The organism is Paenibacillus ihuae (assembly GCF_001368795.1).
In the GTDB taxonomy this organism is placed as follows: Bacteria; Bacillota; Bacilli; order Paenibacillales; family Paenibacillaceae; genus Paenibacillus_AQ; species Paenibacillus_AQ ihuae.
Genome location: NZ_LN831198.1, coordinates 3,909,791 through 3,928,485, shown reverse-complemented (window position 1 = coordinate 3,928,485; position 18,695 = coordinate 3,909,791). Strand labels below are relative to the sequence as shown.

Annotated in this window: 17 protein-coding genes and 1 pseudogene; 17 read left to right on the top strand and 1 reads right to left on the bottom strand. The window is 44.2% G+C overall.

What is annotated here, in order from left to right; all coding sequences use genetic code 11:
- Positions 1-858, top strand: a pseudogene (locus AQR02_RS18155) (hypothetical protein); the annotation flags it as partial.
- Positions 859-1,052: 194 nt separating this feature from the next.
- Here AQR02_RS18155 and AQR02_RS18150 read toward each other — a convergent pair.
- A complete protein-coding gene (locus AQR02_RS18150; RefSeq protein WP_054941679.1) occupies positions 1,053-1,490 on the bottom strand; it encodes a hypothetical protein in 438 nt (145 codons plus the stop codon).
- 106 nt (positions 1,491-1,596) lie between these two features.
- On the opposite strand from AQR02_RS18150, the gene AQR02_RS18145 reads away from it, so the two are divergent.
- The 16 genes from AQR02_RS18145 (at position 1,597) to AQR02_RS18070 (ending at position 18,089) form a co-directional block, all read left to right on the top strand.
- A complete protein-coding gene (locus AQR02_RS18145; protein WP_054941678.1) occupies positions 1,597-2,577 on the top strand; it encodes a CgeB family protein in 981 nt (326 codons plus the stop codon).
- Between the two features lie 154 nt (positions 2,578-2,731).
- Positions 2,732-3,529 (top strand): glycosyltransferase family 2 protein, encoded by a 798-nt coding sequence (locus tag AQR02_RS18140; protein ID WP_054941677.1) that lies wholly within the window; start codon positions 2,732-2,734, stop codon positions 3,527-3,529.
- Positions 3,530-3,550: 21 nt separating this feature from the next.
- Positions 3,551-4,972 carry a glycosyltransferase family protein gene (locus tag AQR02_RS18135; protein ID WP_054941676.1) on the top strand — a complete coding sequence of 474 codons (1,422 nt, stop codon included), beginning with the start codon at positions 3,551-3,553 and terminating at the stop codon, positions 4,970-4,972.
- 22 nt (positions 4,973-4,994) lie between these two features.
- Positions 4,995-5,999 carry an SDR family NAD(P)-dependent oxidoreductase gene (locus AQR02_RS18130; RefSeq protein WP_054941675.1) on the top strand — a complete coding sequence of 335 codons (1,005 nt, stop codon included), beginning with the start codon at positions 4,995-4,997 and terminating at the stop codon, positions 5,997-5,999.
- Between the two features lie 12 nt (positions 6,000-6,011).
- Positions 6,012-6,977 (top strand): GDP-mannose 4,6-dehydratase, encoded by a 966-nt coding sequence (locus AQR02_RS18125; RefSeq protein ID WP_054941674.1) that lies wholly within the window; start codon positions 6,012-6,014, stop codon positions 6,975-6,977.
- Positions 6,974-8,185 (top strand): UDP-4-amino-4,6-dideoxy-N-acetyl-beta-L-altrosamine transaminase, encoded by a 1,212-nt coding sequence (gene pseC / locus AQR02_RS18120; RefSeq protein ID WP_054941673.1) that lies wholly within the window; start codon positions 6,974-6,976, stop codon positions 8,183-8,185. Before AQR02_RS18125 ends, pseC begins: the two co-directional genes overlap by 4 nt.
- A 14-nt stretch (positions 8,186-8,199) precedes the next feature.
- Positions 8,200-9,960, top strand: coding sequence for an N-acetylneuraminate synthase family protein (locus tag AQR02_RS18115; RefSeq protein ID WP_245237627.1), 1,761 nt, complete (start codon positions 8,200-8,202; stop codon positions 9,958-9,960).
- Positions 9,938-10,900, top strand: coding sequence for an aldo/keto reductase (locus tag AQR02_RS18110; RefSeq protein ID WP_245237537.1), 963 nt, complete (start codon positions 9,938-9,940; stop codon positions 10,898-10,900). Before AQR02_RS18115 ends, AQR02_RS18110 begins: the two co-directional genes overlap by 23 nt.
- Before the next feature lies 1 nt (position 10,901).
- Positions 10,902-11,699, top strand: coding sequence for an SDR family NAD(P)-dependent oxidoreductase (locus AQR02_RS18105; protein WP_108722022.1), 798 nt, complete (start codon positions 10,902-10,904; stop codon positions 11,697-11,699).
- A gap of 17 nt (positions 11,700-11,716) precedes the next feature.
- Positions 11,717-12,310 (top strand): UDP-2,4-diacetamido-2,4,6-trideoxy-beta-L-altropyranose hydrolase, encoded by a 594-nt coding sequence (gene pseG / locus AQR02_RS18100; RefSeq protein ID WP_159067785.1) that lies wholly within the window; start codon positions 11,717-11,719, stop codon positions 12,308-12,310.
- Positions 12,255-12,794 carry a glycosyltransferase gene (locus AQR02_RS18095; protein ID WP_082451898.1) on the top strand — a complete coding sequence of 180 codons (540 nt, stop codon included), beginning with the start codon at positions 12,255-12,257 and terminating at the stop codon, positions 12,792-12,794. Before pseG ends, AQR02_RS18095 begins: the two co-directional genes overlap by 56 nt.
- Positions 12,781-13,353, top strand: coding sequence for a UDP-4-amino-4,6-dideoxy-N-acetyl-beta-L-altrosamine N-acetyltransferase (gene pseH, locus AQR02_RS18090; RefSeq protein ID WP_054941668.1), 573 nt, complete (start codon positions 12,781-12,783; stop codon positions 13,351-13,353). The genes AQR02_RS18095 and pseH overlap by 14 nt, the downstream gene beginning before the upstream one ends.
- Positions 13,331-14,380 carry a pseudaminic acid synthase gene (pseI, locus tag AQR02_RS18085; protein WP_054941667.1) on the top strand — a complete coding sequence of 350 codons (1,050 nt, stop codon included), beginning with the start codon at positions 13,331-13,333 and terminating at the stop codon, positions 14,378-14,380. The genes pseH and pseI overlap by 23 nt, the downstream gene beginning before the upstream one ends.
- 223 nt (positions 14,381-14,603) lie before the next feature.
- Positions 14,604-15,956: an APC family permease gene (locus tag AQR02_RS18080; RefSeq protein ID WP_054941666.1), complete on the top strand. Its 1,353-nt coding sequence runs from the start codon at positions 14,604-14,606 to the stop codon at positions 15,954-15,956.
- A 50-nt stretch (positions 15,957-16,006) separates the two neighbouring features.
- On the top strand, positions 16,007-16,789 hold the full coding sequence (locus tag AQR02_RS18075) for a hypothetical protein (protein ID WP_054941665.1): 783 nt from the start codon (positions 16,007-16,009) through the stop codon (positions 16,787-16,789).
- 31 nt (positions 16,790-16,820) lie between these two features.
- Positions 16,821-18,089 carry an aminotransferase class III-fold pyridoxal phosphate-dependent enzyme gene (locus AQR02_RS18070; protein WP_054941664.1) on the top strand — a complete coding sequence of 423 codons (1,269 nt, stop codon included), beginning with the start codon at positions 16,821-16,823 and terminating at the stop codon, positions 18,087-18,089.
- The last annotated feature ends 606 nt before the right edge of the window (positions 18,090-18,695 follow it).

The following is an 18,695-nucleotide window of genomic DNA, read 5'->3' as shown; positions in this document are numbered from 1 at the left end:
GATCTATTTGTGGAGGTCTGCCACGGCCCTTATATGGTAGATCATAACCTGTTCCTATCGCCCATGAACTTCCGCAATATGGCCCAAGGCGGTGCGTTTGTTCACAATCTGTTTACCGGCAGATTTGTGGTGCGCTCCGAGCTTACCCGCTATACTCCCTACCATATGCCTCATGAGACAGCGGTTGCCGGGTACAGCAACATCACGGGCGGCGACGACAGGTATTTCAATAATATCTTTATAGGTGACGGCGATCCGGATAAAGAGCCGCAGCCTATGACCTTTTTCGAGCATCTTCCGCTCACTCCAAGAGAGAATATGGATTACGGCGGTGAAGCAGTGATGGACGGAGTACCGGATAACTCCCGCTGTTATCTTCATCCTGCCGGATTGGGCGGCTATAATGATTACCCAGATACTGCTAAAAAGCGTTGGTGGGATTATACCAAGGAAGAAATTGCGGCTTATAAGGAATCCGGAAATCCGTTTCAGCCTGATAAGATGACACTCCCCGTTACGGTGCAGGGCAATCTGTATTTAAAAGGCGCGGTGCCAAGTCATCATGAGTCCAATGCAAAGATCTATGACACTAACGGGATTGAAATCGTAATCGACCCGGCTACCTGCAGGGTACAAGTGCATGTTCATAGTCCTGAAATCATACGTGCTGCAGCTTCTACGGTAGTCACAACTGCTCTTCTAGGCAGAAGCCATCACGCCGAGATGTACTATGAGGAACCGGATGGATCTTCTTACCGTTTCGACCACGACTTCTTTCATAAGCTGCGCCCAGAAAGAAATGTAACACCTGGACCGTTTGAAATATTTGACAACAGTCCGGTAGAGATTGTTCTGTAAATATGAAAAATGCACAAACATGCCTACATGGTGGTTATTTAAAATAGGTTTAAATGTTTAAGCATAAACTACCATTCAGATGAATAATATATTAAAAAAACTCCTACAGTAGAAGTCTAGTTTGTCCTAAAACAAACCAGACTTCTATGAAGGAGTTTTTACTTTGAGAAATGGTCCGATTAGGTTAAATAAGTTTATGCAGGCGCGTAAACTCTTCCCGTAATATTGACTGGACCCGTTATGGTGATATCTCCTTGAAGATCCTCCGGGTTTGAGGCAAACACTTGAATGACATGGAAGCCTACAGATACATTCGCAAGAATGGAATGGAACGCTGTGGTCATTTCAATCATTCCATCTTCATCGGTTGAAATAGACTTTTGCTCAGCACTACTAACAACGACTCCATCCATAAGAATTTGAAGTAAGAGCTTTGGCTGTTCTGGCGGGGTAACAAAAACATTCGTCGCCTGCCAGCCAACTGAAGTAGTAAGTTCTGTGAAGTTGGTTGCAGTCGGAACGTTCATCCCAAATTCTAATATCAACTTTGGTGTTGCATTAAGTGGAACAATTACTCCATTGTCCAGGTTCGTCTGGACACTTCTGGCGAATTCAACTAAGGTATGTGCCATATTACACCTCCACAAATTTATTAAATATCATATGAATTATTTTATTTTATGCTTGTGGCAATGTCCCATTAACTGGAAATTATCCGGTTTACGAGGGAGGGAGAACATGAGAATCCTTTTTATAACTTCAGGCTATAGAGCCGTTTATTCCTTCTTTGAACGAAGTATTGTTGAAGCATTTCAGCATGCAGGTCACTACTGTGAACCTTTTGTATTGAGCAAGGATTTAAACGCACTCCAACAAAGGGAACAATCGTTACTGCCGGATCTAATTGTAGCAATGACCGGTCTGAAAATTCCCAAACCTATCCTAGAATTCATAAGACAAACAAACGTAAAGTCGGCCATCTGGCTGACCGAAGATCCTTATTATATGGATTTGACCCTTCCGCTCATCCCCTATTTTGACTACATCTTTACCATCGATCAGGCTGCAGCAGAACAATATATAAGAGCAGGACATCCTTGCGTTTATCATCTTCCGCTTGGTACAGATCCGGACCTATTTCATTCCACACCAGTTTCGGAGGAGTTTACAAGTGATATTTGTTTAGTAGGCGTGCCCTATACTAATCGGATTGAGCTGATTGAATGCTTGTCAAAGCAAACAGGCTATCACATTCAAATCGTTGGGAGAGGGTGGGGAAGGTATTGTAATGAATGGAACAAAAATGAAAAAGGGCATCTTCATTTTGTGAATGCCTGGGTAAAGCCCGAAACGGTAGTGAACTATTACAATGGCGCAAAAATCGTTCTAAATATTCATCGTCCTTCTGATGAGAAATACAATAAAAATCATATGGGCGTTATGGCTAAAAGTATCAACAACCGTACTTTTGATGTTGCAAGCTGTGAAGCTTTTCAGCTTATTGATGCTAAAGAAGGGCTGGTCAATCATTTTGAGGAAGGGAAAGAAATAATCTCTTTCCAAGATAAGAACGACTTCCTGGAGAAGCTTCATTATTATATTACACATGACGAAGAACGCAAACAAATTGCTGAACGAGCAAGAGAACGCGTTTTGACTTCACATACCTTTCAACACCGGATGGATGATCTGGTAAAGAAAGTTCAATCCGAAATATAAATTAAGTAGCCTACAGAACGTTTAACAGGATAGCTGTTAAGCGTTTTTTTAATGTACACATTACCAGTTATTAGTAAATATGGTTTCCTAACCTATTACCTTTTGGTGATCGGAACATACTATAGAAAGCAAGCAGCGCAAAGGAGGTCTTATATTGGCACAGGTGTCCATAATCATGACTAGTTACAATAAGCCCGGCTATATCGCGAAGTCCATTCAATCGATTTTAGATCAGACGTTTACAGATTTTGAACTCTTCCTGATGGATGATAACTCGAATGCGGAAACCATTACCGTCATTGAGCCATTTCTAAAGGATAAGAGAATTAAATTCTATCAGAGTACGATCCAAACCATGGACGAAAGAGTGGAGAAGGTCAGATATGCGGCCCTAATTAATGAAGCCTTGCTACGAGCGTCGGGGGAGTATATTTCATATGCAACCGATGATAACTGTTATAGAAGTACCAGACTTGCGCAAATGGTAGATTATTTAGAGCAGAGCCCGGGTGTGATGATTGTCTATTCTGCCTCACTGGTCAATTACCTGAATGAGAAGAATGAGATCACGAAACAACAAGTAAGACCGGCCAAGCGAGTGGTCCCGGTAGCCTCTTGCCAAATCGACCATTGTTCAGTCATGCATCGAAGCTCCATTCTTCCGGTCATCCAAGAAAAGTTCGGATCCTATTGGGACGAGAATCCTGAATTTTATAGAATCGGCGATGGCAGGTTCTTCTGGCGGCTGAATCATTTCTGGGATTTCTATCCGATTGAGGATGTTTTGGATGATAACTATATCACTGAATTGTCCATCCACCATCAGCTGCAGCAGCAGGAAAAAAGTCAATTTATCCAAATGCTGCCGCCGCAAAGAACATGCAAAGAGCTTAGAGAAGATCTGAGAGCCATGAAACAAGCAGCCAAAGCAAAAGAACAGCAGAGTCCATAACCTGAGGAGGGATCAAACGGAGTGTCTATCTATCTATCCAATTACTGGTCGCTTTACAGCGAATTCATCAACATGTTTAAGGATTTAAAATATAAAGATATACCGGTTGCGCTCATGACGAACTTCTATCAGCAAATTAACGACGAACTTAGAAGCGATATGGAACAGCAAGAGTTTGCGGTGAAATTGAACAATTCCAGTATTAAGAACCCAAATGAGATTCAACCTTTTTTTGAAAAGCGGATAGCTCCCTTTAAACGACCCTTTCAGGTGAATGCAAAGGGTAAGACACTGATTAATCTGGACTACACAAGAATTCCCGAGAAACGATTAAGTGATTATTTTAGCGCAGACCGCACGATCATTCTGTCCCGTTCCAGAGCGCCTGAATACTATGGGATTCCAAACGTATGGATTGGAGGCTTTAAGAGCGACACAAGTCTTGCGTCTGAAGAGTTAGTCCGAAGGGCAGCTTCCATTTTTGCTGAATACGAAGGTCATCCGGCTTTTGGCAATCCTTTTTTTAGCGAAACCTTCATGAAGCGGATTCCCGGTATAGTAGATGCCATAGAAACGGTTAGTAAGCTTTATGATCAAATCCCGATAGGTGCTGTATTGATAGGTACGACAGAAGATGTGGTCAGCCGATCCCTTGCGGTCATTGGAGGAATGAATGGAATCCCCAGCATTTGTTTGCAGCATGGAATTTTGATGGGGGAGGAAGCCTTTATCCCTGTTTTCTCAAGTCATGTTGCTGTTTATGGAGAATACGAAAAAACATGGTATGTGACAAGAGGGCTTGAGGATGAGCGAATTGCAGTGATCGGCCACCCCCGGTATGATGAAATCTTCACTTCTGAACGGCTATCCAATGATTCGTTTTATGAGGAATATGAGCTTGACCCCAATAAAATTACGTTACTACTTGCTACAGGGCCTCAATTAGATGGAAGTAAGGTGCAAACGTTAGTGACGGAGTTGGTTACTACTGAGACATTTCAAATAATCATAAAACCTCATCCTTGGGAGCTTTCCAAAAAACTGATTTCACTCTATACAGACCTGGAACTGAAATATAAATCTGTTCATGTTATCAAAGATAGAAAAGTAGATACACGTGATCTGATTTTGAATTCAGATGGTGTCATCGCTACGCTTTCTACCGTTGCATTGGAAGGTTTTTTATTTCATAAGCCCGTCTTTGTCTATTATTTCATTCATGCAAACCGTGAATACGATTATTATAATACCCTTCAGAATTATATTCAGAATGAGCCGGCAGAATTAATAAAAACAATCTCATTATATTATTCTAGTGACGAAGAGAAATTAAATTATGAAGAGGTGAAGAATAAGTTTTTGCTGCAATCCTATAAAGTAGAAGATTCCGGTAAAGAGCTTACAAATTTGATCAGCCAATTGATTAATATAAGGCCTGAATAAATAAAGAGGGGGGAGGCAAGGTATGTTCTTTAAGAATAAAAAAATCTTGGTTATCGGCGGAACCGGCACCATTGGAAAAAACATTGTGAAGCATATTTTGCCAGAGGAACCCGAGGTCATCCGGATTTTTAGCAGAGATGAGTATAAACAATTCGAGCTGCAAAATGAAGTGAAGCGAAATTCAAAGCTAAGCTACTGGATTGGTGATATCCGTGATTATGACCGTGTGTTAAGTGCGATGGAGGATATGGATTACGTGTTCCATACAGCAGCAATGAAGCATGTTTCTTTTTGTGAATATAACCCTTTTGAGGCTGTACTTACGAATATTATCGGTACGTATAACGTGATCCGGGCAGCGAAACAGCAAAATATAAAAAAAGTAGTGTTTACAAGTACAGATAAAGCCATTTCTCCGACCAACAATTATGGAGCCACAAAATTATCCGCGGAGAAGCTGATATCCTCTGCAGAATACTCGAAGGGCCGGGGAAAAACAGTGTTCTGTACCGTGCGGTTTGGGAATGTACTGGGCTCCCGGGGTTCGGTCATCCCGTTATTCGTTAAGCAAGTCAGAGAAGGCAAGGCTATCACTGTAACAGATCTATCCATTACAAGATTTATGATGACACTGGAGCAGGCGACGAAACTTACCATCCAATCCCTGCAAATATCGAAAGGCGGAGAAACCTTTATTCTGAAAATGCCTGTGATTAAGCTTAAGGACCTGGCAGAGATTGTTGCAGAAGAAACGCCGAAGAAATACGGGCTTGACCCGTCGCCGGTGGATATCGTTGAAATTGGCTTGAAGCCCGGTGAGAAAAGGTATGAAGAACTGATGACGTATGACGAATCCTTAAGTGCTTATGAATTACCCGATGTATATATTGTTCCTTCTCCGTTTGCCCCTGGTAAAACCTATAAGAAGGCAAGCAGACCGAAACCCGGTACCTATAGTTCTGAAGGTGAGATTCCTCTGACTAAGGAAGAAGTGCGGAAGTTAACCATGGAACAAAATCTAATCTAGCGGAGGTCTACTATGAACATACTCATAACCGGTGGGACTGGCTTTATTGGCCGATGGGTCGTAGGACGTTTGTTAAAGGATGGACAGAAGGTCTGGGTCATTGATAATTTGGCTAATTCATCACTGGATAATTTGAATGAGTATAAGGACAATGAACATCTGCAAATGGTCAAAATCATGGATTTGAAAGATCGGGAATCCTTAATAGAGCTTTTCCGGGAGACTACATTTGACCTTTGTTACCACCTCGCAGCCAGCATTAATGTTCAAGACAGTATCGATGATCCCGAAACTACGTTTAACAACGACACTATTGCTACCTTTTATTTACTGGAAGAATGCAGAAAGCAGCAGGTGAAAATGGTCTTCATGAGTACCTGCATGGTTTACGCCAGAGCAAGCGATGAACATGGAATTCACGAGCAATCCCCTATTAAACCCGCTTCCCCCTATGCCGGAGCCAAAATTGCTGCTGAAAATATGGTGTTATCCTATTTCTTCGCCTACGGTTTACCCGTTGTTGTCGTGAGACCGTTTAATACGTATGGTCCTTATCAGAAAACCGGCGGTGAAGGCGGAGTCGTGGCCATCTTCATTCATAATAAATTAAAAGGCGAACCCCTAAATATCTATGGAGACGGCACCCAATCACGGGATCTGCTATTTGTAGAGGATTGTGCTGATTTTGTGGTTGAAGCGGGTTACAGCGATCAGCTAAATGGAGAAATTGTTAATGCAGGTACAGGGAAAGATATTTCCATCAATCAATTAGCAGAGCTTATTTCAGCGGGCCAAGCACCTATTCAGCATATTCCTCATATTCATCCGCAAAGTGAGATCCAAAAGCTGCTGTGTAATTATCAAAAAGCTGAAAAAATCCTGTCCTGGACACCTAAGGTTACGATTGAAGAGGGGATTAAGCGGACAGAGAACTGGATACAATCAACCTTCCATAGAAAGGACCGGTCCAAATCATGAGCGGCAGCACATTAGCAATCCATGGAGGGACTCCCGTACGCAGTCACTATTTGCCATATGGAAAACAAGTCATCGATGAAGCGGATATTGAGTCGGTTGTTCAGGTGTTACAAAGTGATTTCATAACGACAGGTCCTGCCATTGAGCAATTTGAAGCTGAAATCGCAAGGTTCACAGGAGCGAAGTATGCGGTGGCCTTCACAAGCGGAACAGCAGCATTACATGGCGCCTGCTATGCAGCCGGAATTGGCGCGGGACATGAGGTTATTACCACACCAATGACCTTTGCCGCCTCAGCGAACTGTATATTATATCAAGGAGCAACACCGGTATTCGCCGACATTGATCCGTTAACGTATAATCTGGATCCCAAACGGGTCAAAGAAAAGATAACAGAACACACCAAAGCAATCATTCCAGTCCACTTTACAGGCCAGCCGGCTGAGCTCGATGAGATCCATACAATTGCCAGGGACAATAACTTAGTCGTGATTGAAGATGCGGCACATGCGCTTGGTGCACAATATAAGAGTAAAAGCATTGGCTCCATCAGCGATATGACGATGTTCAGCTTCCATCCTGTAAAGCATATAACAACGGGAGAAGGCGGAATGATCACGACGAACAACCCGCTGTATTATGAGAAGCTGCTGCAATTTCGGACACATGGAATTACAAGGGACCAAAGACGATTAACTGAAAATCATGGGCCCTGGTATTATGAAATGCAGTTTCTCGGGTTTAATTACAGGCTTACTGATATTCAAGCATCACTAGGCAGTTCACAGTTAAAAAAAATCGGGAGTTTTATAGAGAAGCGCAAGCAGCTTGCAGAATTCTATACAAAAGAACTCAGTTCCATAGAAGAAATCGTTCTCCCGCATCAGCTTTCATATATGGATTCGAGCTGGCATCTATATATTCTGAAGCTTCAGCTCTCAAAACTAACCGCTGGCAGGAAAGAGATATTCCAGGCACTGCATAAAGAAAATATCGGTGTAAATGTCCATTATATCCCGGTCTATCTTCATCCCTATTACGAAAGCTTAGGCTTTCAGAAGGGGATTTGTCCGGTCGCTGAAAGCTGTTATGAACAATTTATTACCCTCCCTTTATATGCGGGAATGGATGATCATGATGCGGCCGATGTTGTTGATGCTGTGAAGAAGGTGATAAGCCACTATTCTATTCATTCAAGAAGGGAGTGATCAAATTGGCAAAGGTGAAAGTTATTGCTGAGATTGCTAATGCCCATCTGGGTGACCCCGCCAGGCTGACAGAGTTGATAATTGCTGCTGCAGACAGCGGCGCAGACGGGGTGAAATTTCAGTGGTTTAAATACGACAGTATAGCTACACCGGACTTTATTCACTATCAGGTTTACACTGATTTATTTATCGATAAGACAGTATGGGCCGATGCTTTAAAACTCGCGAAAGGTCTGGGATTGGAAGTATGGGTGGATATATACGATGAATGGGGAGCCCAGGTATTAGCTGAGCTTGAAGGTCTAGTCGATGGCATGAAATTAGCAACTACAGTGATACAGTCCGATACATTGGTTCAAGCTTTGAAGAAGTTTGAAAAACCAATATTAATTGGTGTAGGTGGCTGGTTTGAAGAAGAAATTGATAAACAGCTATCCTACATTAAAGATAACTTTAAGGGTCCGATCATGTTGATGCATGGTTTTCAAGGGTACCCCACGCGGACAGAAGATTCAAATCTAAGTCGTCTCGCGTACTTCAAACAAAGATACCAGTTGGAGGTTGGATTTGCTGATCACGAAGATGCCGACAATCAAATGGCAATAGACCTGCCTGTCTATGCCTATCTATTGGGAGCAGGAATCATTGAGAAGCATATTACAATGAATCGTTCGGGTAAAGGGACTGATTATTATTCAGCATTAGAACCCAACGAATTTAAAGTGATGGTTGACAAGCTACGCAGAGCAGAGATTGTATTCGGCAGCCTGGAAATAAAAGAATCAGAAAGAAAGTATCTGGAGGATTCATCCTTAAAAATAGTTACCAGAAAGAGTATTAGCCCGGGTGAGATTATTACCAGTGACAAAATAATGTATAAACGGTCTTCCGTACCGAGTGCATTTATGGCACAAAACGCATCAGAACGATTTCCCCTTCTCTCAAAGTCAGGCATCCCTGTGAATACCCCGATTACTCCTGATATGGTAAAGGAACCCAAGGTTTGCATTGTAGTGATTTGCAGACTGAAATCAACAAGACTTCGGCAAAAGGCTCTGCTGCCTATAAATGGTGTTCCTTCAATTGAAAGATGTCTAATGAATTGTTTAGCAGTTCCTAATTGTGATCAAGTAGTCCTGGCAACTTCAGATCTTCCAGAGGATCAACCCCTTACGAATTTCACTTTAGGTAATAAGGTGCAAATAGTAACAGGAGATCCAATAGATGTTGCCAAAAGAATGCTAAAAGCAGCTGAAGAATCAAATGCAGATATTGTTGTTCGTGTCACAGGCGACGATCCTTGTATTTCACCAGAAATGCTTGCCTTTTTAATAGATCACCATATCAACAGTGGAGCTGATTTCACCCATGCAAAGAAATCTACGATGGGTACTGTTGGTGATGTAATTACAGTTGAAGCGCTTAGAAGATTATCGCAATTATTACAGCATTCAGAAAACCTCACCTATACAGAATATCTGTCGTTTTATTTCATGAATAATCCAACACTTTTCAAGGTGAATTCTATCGGTTTTCCTGATCCATGGGTTTTTCCGGATTGGAGATTAACACTGGATGAAGCTAAGGATTTAGAATTATTCGAGAGAATATTTAAAGCTTTAGATGTTGGCAAAAGGCCGCTTTACTTTGAAGAATTAAAGTCCTTTTTGCTGAGTAAACCGGAGTTGATGGATATTAACAGGGAAATCAAAGTGAAATGGCGGGATGATACGTCATTAATTGATAAGTTGAATGAAGCGACAAAATTCCTATAACAATGAAGACATGCGGGTGGTTGGGATGGATAACACTTCAAAACTTATGCTGGGTACGGCCCAATTAGGCGGAAAATACGGTATTGCTAATGTAGCAGGTATTCCGTCCATGCAAAAAAGCTGCGAATTAATTCAATATGCCGTTTCCTCAGGTATTGGATATTTGGACACAGCACCGGGATATGGTGATAGTGAGAAAATTATTGGGGATTGTTTGAATAAGTTTGATTTGAATAGCAGGCCTATTATTGTAACGAAGCTCTCCTCCATACAGGCCTTAGGGTTCCAAACAGAGAAGGAACGGAAAAACTTCATCTATTCTTCAATTAAGTCTTCTCTGGAAAATTTAAAACTTTCTGCTTTGGATACGTGTCTTTTACATGATCCTAGGGATATGAACTACCAGAATGGCGAGATAATTAAAGTTCTTCGTGAGCTGAAGGAAAGAGGGATGATCCATAGGATTGGAGTTTCGGTATATGATCTGCAAGATGTTGAAATGTTTTTAAGCTTAGATTGTTTTGACAGTATTCAAATACCCGTCAATTTGTTTGACCAAAGAATGACCGGGAATGGAATGCTTGAGAAGCTATCTGAAAAAGGAATAGAAGTATTTGCACGCAGTATCTATCTTCAAGGATTATTACTAATGGATCCAGCGAATCTTCCGGATCAGCTGAAACAAGCCAAGAAACCATTGGAATTATTAGCGAAATACAGCAAGGATACAGGCATATCGGTTAAGGAACTTGCCTTTCTGTTTGTAAGAGATCTTCCGGGTATATCAAGAATAATTATAGGGTGTGAAACGATCGACCAATTAAGGGAAAACCTCACGCTGATGGAACTCCCCCCTCTTAAAAAAGAGACGATTCAAGAGATTTGCCAATTATTTATTGATATTCCCATAAAGATTATGGACCCTAGGATGTGGAAATAAAATGGAGCTTACAATGAATGAACTGTTTAATTTAGCAGGCAAAACAGCGATAGTGACAGGTGGTGCGGGTTATTTAGGAAAAGCGGTATCCGAAGGTCTTGCTGAGGCCGGTGCTACTGTTTATATTGTAAGTTCAAATGAAATGAAATGTAGGGATTTGGCAGAAAAGATTGCAAAAAAAACGGCATCCAAGTGCTTTGGTAAATATATCGATATTCGAAAGGAAGCCTCCGTCAAAACCTGCTTTCACCAAATTTTTGAAGCTGCCGGGAGTATTGATATCTTAGTTAATAATGCTGCATTCAGCTCGCCGGGACCCCTAATCACAATGAGTGAAGAGGATTGGTTAGAAGGCATGGATGGAACGATTAATGGAACGTTTAGATGTACTAAAGCTGTATTACCCTACATGATGGATCAAAAAAGAGGGTCTATCATTAATATGTCTTCTATGTATGGTGTAGTCTCTCCAAACCCTGAGGTCTATGGTGATAGCGGGATGGATAACCCTGCTAATTACGGAGCAGGCAAAGCGGCGATTAATCAATTTACCCGTTATATTGCCTGCCACTACGGTAAACATGGGATCAGAGCCAATACAGTATCACCTGGCCCCTTTCCCAATCCATCTGTTCAAGCGAATACGAATTTTATTAAACGCCTTGAAGAGAAAAATCCGTTGGGCAGGATCGGTAAACCTGAAGATCTGAAAGGAATTATGGTCCTTCTTGCATCAGCTGCCTCGGCTTATATCACGGGTGAAAATATTTCTGTCGACGGTGGCTGGACAGCATGGTAACAGGATATCTGTACAAAATGAACATTATCTTTCGCGTCGATTCTTCCTATGAAATAGGTACGGGCCATGTGATGCGTTGTCTAACCCTTGCTAATGAGTTTAGAGACAGGAAGGCGAAGGTTTCGTTCATTTGCCGGGATTTACCGGGGAATCTGGCAAGCTATATTAGGGGGCAAGGTTATCCTGTATTTTTGCTGCCTTTCCGCAGTGAACGGGCTGAACCTTCCTGGTTGCGGGTGGACTACAAGACGGATGCAACGGAAACCTTGCCAATTCTTATTACCTCTTCCCCTGTGGATTGCCTGATTATTGACCATTACGGAATTGATCAACGCTGGGAGAAATTAATAGGAGCGAATGTAGCGAAAATTGTTGTAATTGATGATTTAGCCGACCGGCCGCATCATTGCAGCCTTGTACTGGACCAGAATAGTTCATCTGCCGGGGACCGTTATCAGGGTTTAGTCCCGGATAGCTGTGTGAAGTTAGTAGGGACCAGCTATGCCATCCTTCGGCCCGAATTTCGGTCAATGAAGAAGCAGGTGGCTGAGCGTGATGGAAGTATTAACAGAATTCTTGTGTTTTTTGGGGGTTACAGACCCTACCCATGAAACATTGAAAACCTTAAATGTACTAAGTCATTTCCAATATTCTAATTTACACCTCGATGTCGTAGTAGGTGAAATGAATACAGACAAGGATGTCATTGAACACATATGTAACGCTATGCCAAACGCATTTTTTCATTGCCAGATTGATTATATGGCCGAATTAATGCGGAAGGCTGACTTTGCCATCGGAGCAGGCGGAAGCTCCACCTGGGAGCGGTGTTATTTAGGATTACCTTCTCTTTCGATTATAACGGCAGATAACCAAAGGGGAATAACCAAACGGGTGCATGATCAGGGGGCTACTTGTTGCTTAGGTGACAGTGCTGAAGTTACGGCGAAAGAGATGGAGAATGGAATAAACACGATGCTTGCCAGCCCGTCACTGGTGAAAGGGATGTCTGAACAAGCTCTTCAGCTTATGGGAGAGGATAAATTCAATGAAGTCATAGACAGGATCATGGGAGGGGACAATGACATCCATTAACGATTACAGCCTGAGAAATTTAGGCCGGAATGAAATAGAGCTTGTATGGGAATGGCGTAATGCTGACCATATCCGCCTTTTTATGAATCATGATGATTTGATCCCGTTAGAGGAGCATTACCGCTGGTTAGAGGCTGTGGAGAAGGATGAAGGGAAGCTAGTTAAACTGTGTTTTTATCAGGAAAAGCCAGTTGGTTTCGTGAACTTCTCACACATTGATCCCAAGAACCAAACCTGTGACTGGGGCTTTTATATTGGAGATCAGTCTTGTCCCCGCGGGTCCGGGAAGGTCATGGGGATCTTAGCTTTGGATTACATTTTTAGAGAAAGACCTGTGAGGAAGGTATGTGCTCAAATCCTGGACTTCAACCGGAGGAGCCTATCCTATCACCACAAATTAGGCTTTGCTGAAGAAGGCAGGCTGGTAAAGCAGCTTCTGAAAAATAATCAATATATTGATGTGGTGTTAATGGGCCTGTTCAAGGAACAGTGGGAGAAGCAAAGTGAATTCCTAAAAGAGGAGGTTGCGAGAGCCAATGAAGGAAATAACAATCGGTAACAGACATATAGGCAACGGCCACCCTCCGTTTATCATAGCGGAAATGTCAGGGAATCATAATCAATCGCTTGACCGGGCACTGGGTATTGTTAAGGCGGCGGCAAAAGCAGGGGCACATGCGTTCAAAATTCAAACGTACACTCCTGAAACGATGACTCTTCAGATCCAGGACGGAGATTTCAGGATCGAATCGGGTGGACTCTGGACAGGAAAGTCTTTATTTGATCTATACAAAGAGGCATATACCCCCTGGGAATGGCATCAGCCGATTTTTGAATCCTGCAAGAAGCTAGGAATGATTCCGTTTAGTACACCGTTTGATGAAACTTCGCTTGAATTTTTAGAATCCCTTGGTGTTCCCTGCTACAAAATTGCCTCGTTCGAAAATAATGATATCCCTTTATTAAAAAAGGTCGCGTCCAAAGGAAAGCCGATGATTATTTCAACAGGCATGGCTTCGCTTGGCGAAATTGAAAATGTAGTCAACACCATTACCGCTGCGGGCTGCAAGGATTTCATTTTATTAAAATGCACGAGCAGTTATCCGGCTTCACCTGAAAACTCAAATCTGAATACGATCCCCTATTTAAGGGATGTATTTCATTGTCAGGTGGGGCTATCCGACCATACCTTGGGAATTGGGGCCGCTGTGGCAAGCGTAGCGCTTGGCAGCACAGTCATTGAAAAGCATTTCACCCTTAACCGTGAGGAAGGCGGCGTTGATGCTGCTTTTTCCCTGGAGCCTGAAGAATTTGCGGCACTCGTGAAAGAGACGGATACCGCCTGGAAGTCATTGGGCGGGGTTGCAATCGGTCCAACTAAGGAGGAAGAACATTCACTCCAATTCCGACGGTCCATTTATATTTCTAAGGATATCAAGGCTGGTGAAGTATTGACGACTGCGAATCTAAGGGTGATCCGTCCGGGCTTCGGTTTGGATCCGAAATATTATGATCTGCTTATCGGAAAGCAAATGAAAAGAGATCTGAAAGCGGGAACTCCATTAAGCTGGGAGCTGTTGTTGTAATTAGTGAAGAAGCCCTCTGATATGCCCCATTATCCATGTACAGGTGGATATTGGGGCTTTTTTCTGTGTACTGCCCTGATACATGTGGGATGTTAATTAACATTTACATTTCACTAGTTTGCATTTAAAGTATGATTACAGCATGAATTGCCCGGGATTATAGCTATTGTGTAATGTAATATTACATAATATAATCAATTTCTAAGAATGGGAGGAATGCTAATTGCAAAAAACGGAGGAAGTCTTACATGTTCCTGCCAGAGTAATGACGCAAGGCAGGCAAGTGATTTTCGGGATTTCCCTGATGGCACCGATCGCTATCTTTGGGACCTATGGTGTGGCGAATGAGCTCTCCAAAGGGCTGCTGCCCGCAGCATATTTGCTTGCTTTTCTGGTGATGCTCATTACGGCTTACAGCTATGGCAGAATGGTCAAGGTGTATCCGACCTCCGGTTCCGCATACGGCTATGTCCAGAAGTCTGTTCATCCGCTAGCGGGATTTCTGGTGGGCTGGATGCTGCTGCTGGACTATGCTTTTGTCCCGATGCTGTCCGTGTTGTTCCTGGGTCTGGCCCTGCACGAGATGCTGCCGGTAATTCCTGTGGTGGTATGGGTTGCACTGTTCATCGCATTAAGCACCTTCATTAATATCCGGGGCCTGCAAATGGCCATTAAGGTTAACCGGATCATGGTGGGTCTGCAGTTTGTACTCATCGCTATTTTCCTCGGAACATGTATTTATGCCCTTGTGTCCCCCTCTCCGGGCCATTCCTTACTCTCCTCAGCCCCATTCTGGAATCCAGACTTCTCCATGCTCAGCGTTATTGCCGGTACTGCGCTGGTCTGCCAATCCTTTCTCGGCTTTGATGCGGTGACGACGATTGCCGAGGAATCGGTTGAACCGGAGCGAACGATTCCCCGGACCCTGATCTTTGTGACGATACTGAACGGAGTGGTATTTATCCTGATCGCCTATTTCGGCGTGCTTGCCTATCAGGGCCGAAGCTTCATCAGCAGTGATACCGCAGCTGTGGAGCTGGTGGAATTCCTGGGCGGTCCGCTCTTCGAAACCTTGTTCATGCTGGTGACAGCTGCTTCTGTCTTTACGCTTATTGTGTCACAGCAGGCCGGAATCTCCCGTCTGCTGTTTGTCATGGGCAGGGACCGTGTGTTTCCGGAGAAGCTGTTCTGCTACACGCATCCGCGGTATGGCACACCGGTGGGCGGCATCGTCTTTATCGGTGTACTGACGGTAGCGGCCTGTATGATCTTTGATCTGGTTACCCTGGCCTCGCTGATTAATTTAGGGGCTTTTGTGGCTTTTGCATTTGTGAACCTGTGCGTGATTCTTCATTACTTTGTCAAAAGAAGGCTTCGTACGCCCAAGGCGGTGCTGCTCTATCTGCTTCTGCCCGTCACCGGAATTGGGAGCAATATTTGGCTGCTTACCAGTCTGAACCCTCAGGCTTTTCTGGTGGGAGGAATCTGGTTTGCCGCCGGGCTGCTGTATCTGACAATAAGAACCAAAGTATTCACCCAAATCCCTGATTGGGGCCTGTTCGATACCTCTTTATAGGAGGGAAAGAGACTTGCGTCCATTTCATTTCAAGAGAGGAAGGGAGTTAAATGATGCCTGTGATTGAGTCTGTAAAAGCGTCGGTCCATGGGACCAAAGCGGCAGTGAATCTGTATGCCATTCTCAGGAATCTGGAAGAATTATGCCGCCTGGACCCTGCTTCAATTGCCCTGATACAAGGCAAGCGGAATACCATCCGGTTCAAAATACGGGGCGGGCCTGCGGCGGACCTGGTCATTGCGGACGGGAACGTCTCTATGCAAGAACCGGCCGGGGCTTCATCCATCCTGCTGTATTTCCGATCTCCGGAGCATCTCAACAAGATGATTGAAGGGAAGGCGAATCCTATACCGCTGCGCGGATTGTCCCGGCTGGGATTCCTGACCACTGACTTCACGAAGCTGACCCAAAGGCTGGAATATTATTTGAGGCCGGACGAAGGGCTGCTGAAAGACGCTGACTATTTCGCCATCCATACCCGGCTACTGCTGAATACAGCAGCTTACGCCGTGGCCTGTATCGGGAATTATGATGAGACCGGGAGGCGGATTGCGGCGAGAATACCGGACGGTATCATTTCGATCTCTATTGAGGAGAGCGGACAGCAGGTGTTCCTGCACGCTTTGAAGGGCCGGCTTCAGGCGATGAAGAGCGCTCCGGCTGCTCCAAGTGCCTACATGGTATTTGATACCGTCCAGTCTGCGAATGATGTGCTTAGCGAAAATGCGGATGTTCATGAGCTGATAGTTACCGAGAGGCTGAAGCTTAAAGGAATGCTGCCGATGATTCAGCATATGAATGATATTTTGGCTAGAGTCCCGCAGTTTGTGTAATTCAGACCCGGATGAAATGAGGAATCGATAGATGGAGCCTAATAAATATACTAACAGCAGATTGCTATTCGAACGTGCGATGAAGGTCATTCCGGCAGGGGTCTATGGACATCTTGGGCCTGTTGAGGGCAGCATGATTCCGCCGAGCGCCTTTCCGTTCTTCGCCAGGGAAGCCAAGGGGGCTTATTTCTGGGATGTGGACGGCAACCGGTTCATTGATTATATGTGTGCTTACGGCCCCAACATCCTCGGCTACCGTGACGATGATGTGGACCAGGCGGCGAGAGCGCAGGGGGAGCTGGGGGATTGTGTGACCTTACCTTCGGTGAAAATGGTTGAATTCGCCGAGCTGCTGGTGGATACCGTACATAGTGCCGACTGGGCATTTTTCGCTAAAAATGGCGGGGATGTTACGAGCTTTGCGCTCATGATTGCACGTGCTGCTACAGGAAGGAACAAAGCGGTGCTTGTAAATAAAGGGTATCACGGTGTAGCTGCATGGACGAAGCTTGCGGGGAATTCCGGCGTTGCGCCCGAGGAGATTGCGAATAACCTCTATGTGGACTGGAACAATATCGGACAGCTGGAAGCGCTGATCAGCGCGTATCCGGGGCAAATCGCCTGCTTCATCGCCAGTCCGTATTTCCAGGGAAATTTTGTCGATAATCAGCTGCCGGAGCAGGAATATTGGCAAAAGGTGCGCTCACTTTGCACGAAACACGGCATTGTCCTGATCATTGACGATGTGCGCTGCGGCTTCCGGCTGGATCTGGCCGGCTCGGATCATCATTACGGCTTCGAGGCGGATCTGATCTGCTTCTGCAAGGCACTGGCCAATGGCTACAACGTCTCTGCCCTGTGCGGCAAGGATGAGCTGAAAAGTGCCGCTTCATCGGTATTCTATACAGGGAGCTACTGGTTCTCGGCTGTTCCCTTTGCGGCCGGGATCGCTACACTGAATAAGCTGAAGGCGATTCAGGCGCCTCAGCGGCTTCAGGAACTCGGCAGCAGGCTGACCAGCGGCCTGGCCGGTGTTGCCGCCGGGCATGGTATTGATCTGCGGATCAGCGGAGAGCTGCCGATGTGGTACATGCGGATTGCCAATGATCCGAGTCAGGTACTGCACCAGGAGTGGATCGCCGCCTGCGTTCAGCGTGGTGTCTTCTTTACCAACCACCATAACCACTTTATTAATGCGGCGCTGACAGAGGAAGACATCGCCTTTACGCTGGAAGTGGCCGATGATGCCTTCCGGGCCGTGAAGAAAATGCACCCGGAGCTGGAAGGCGTGTCTTCATAAAGTGTGAGCCCGATTGGGCGGTTATATCCAGGTTTGTTGACTATATGGATTGAAAAGGAGCGAATCGTCCGCCGTTGTCTTGGGATTTTACCCATAATAGCGATTAAAATCAGGGAATCGGGTGACAACAGTGGCCGGAAATCCAAACTTTCCCTGGAGTCATGACTAATACCAAAATAGAAATTCCCTGATTCATTCTATATAGCATTCTATGGAAATTATTTATTAGGGCGGATGCTTGTCGAGCTAAGTGGAATTTCTCCAATTATTTCTCAGTTCAAAACTGTTATTAGAACACTAGTGGGAAAAACTCCACTTAGAATTACCAGATTGGCCACCAGAAGGGCGATTGAACCGGATTAGGTGGAGGTTTTCCAACTGATTATTATTATTTTTAATAAATAATGGAATTAGGTGGAGAAAATCCACTAGACATGCATAAAAGCTAACATGAAAATTCATTTGAAACAATTTACTATTTATGGATAAAAAAGATGGAATTACTCTGGTGGAAAATGAAAAAAGCCCTAATGTAGAGAGTGTAGGCAGGTTACCCACATCTCTCCACAAAAGGAGCTCAACCATGGGTAACATATCGCAAAATTC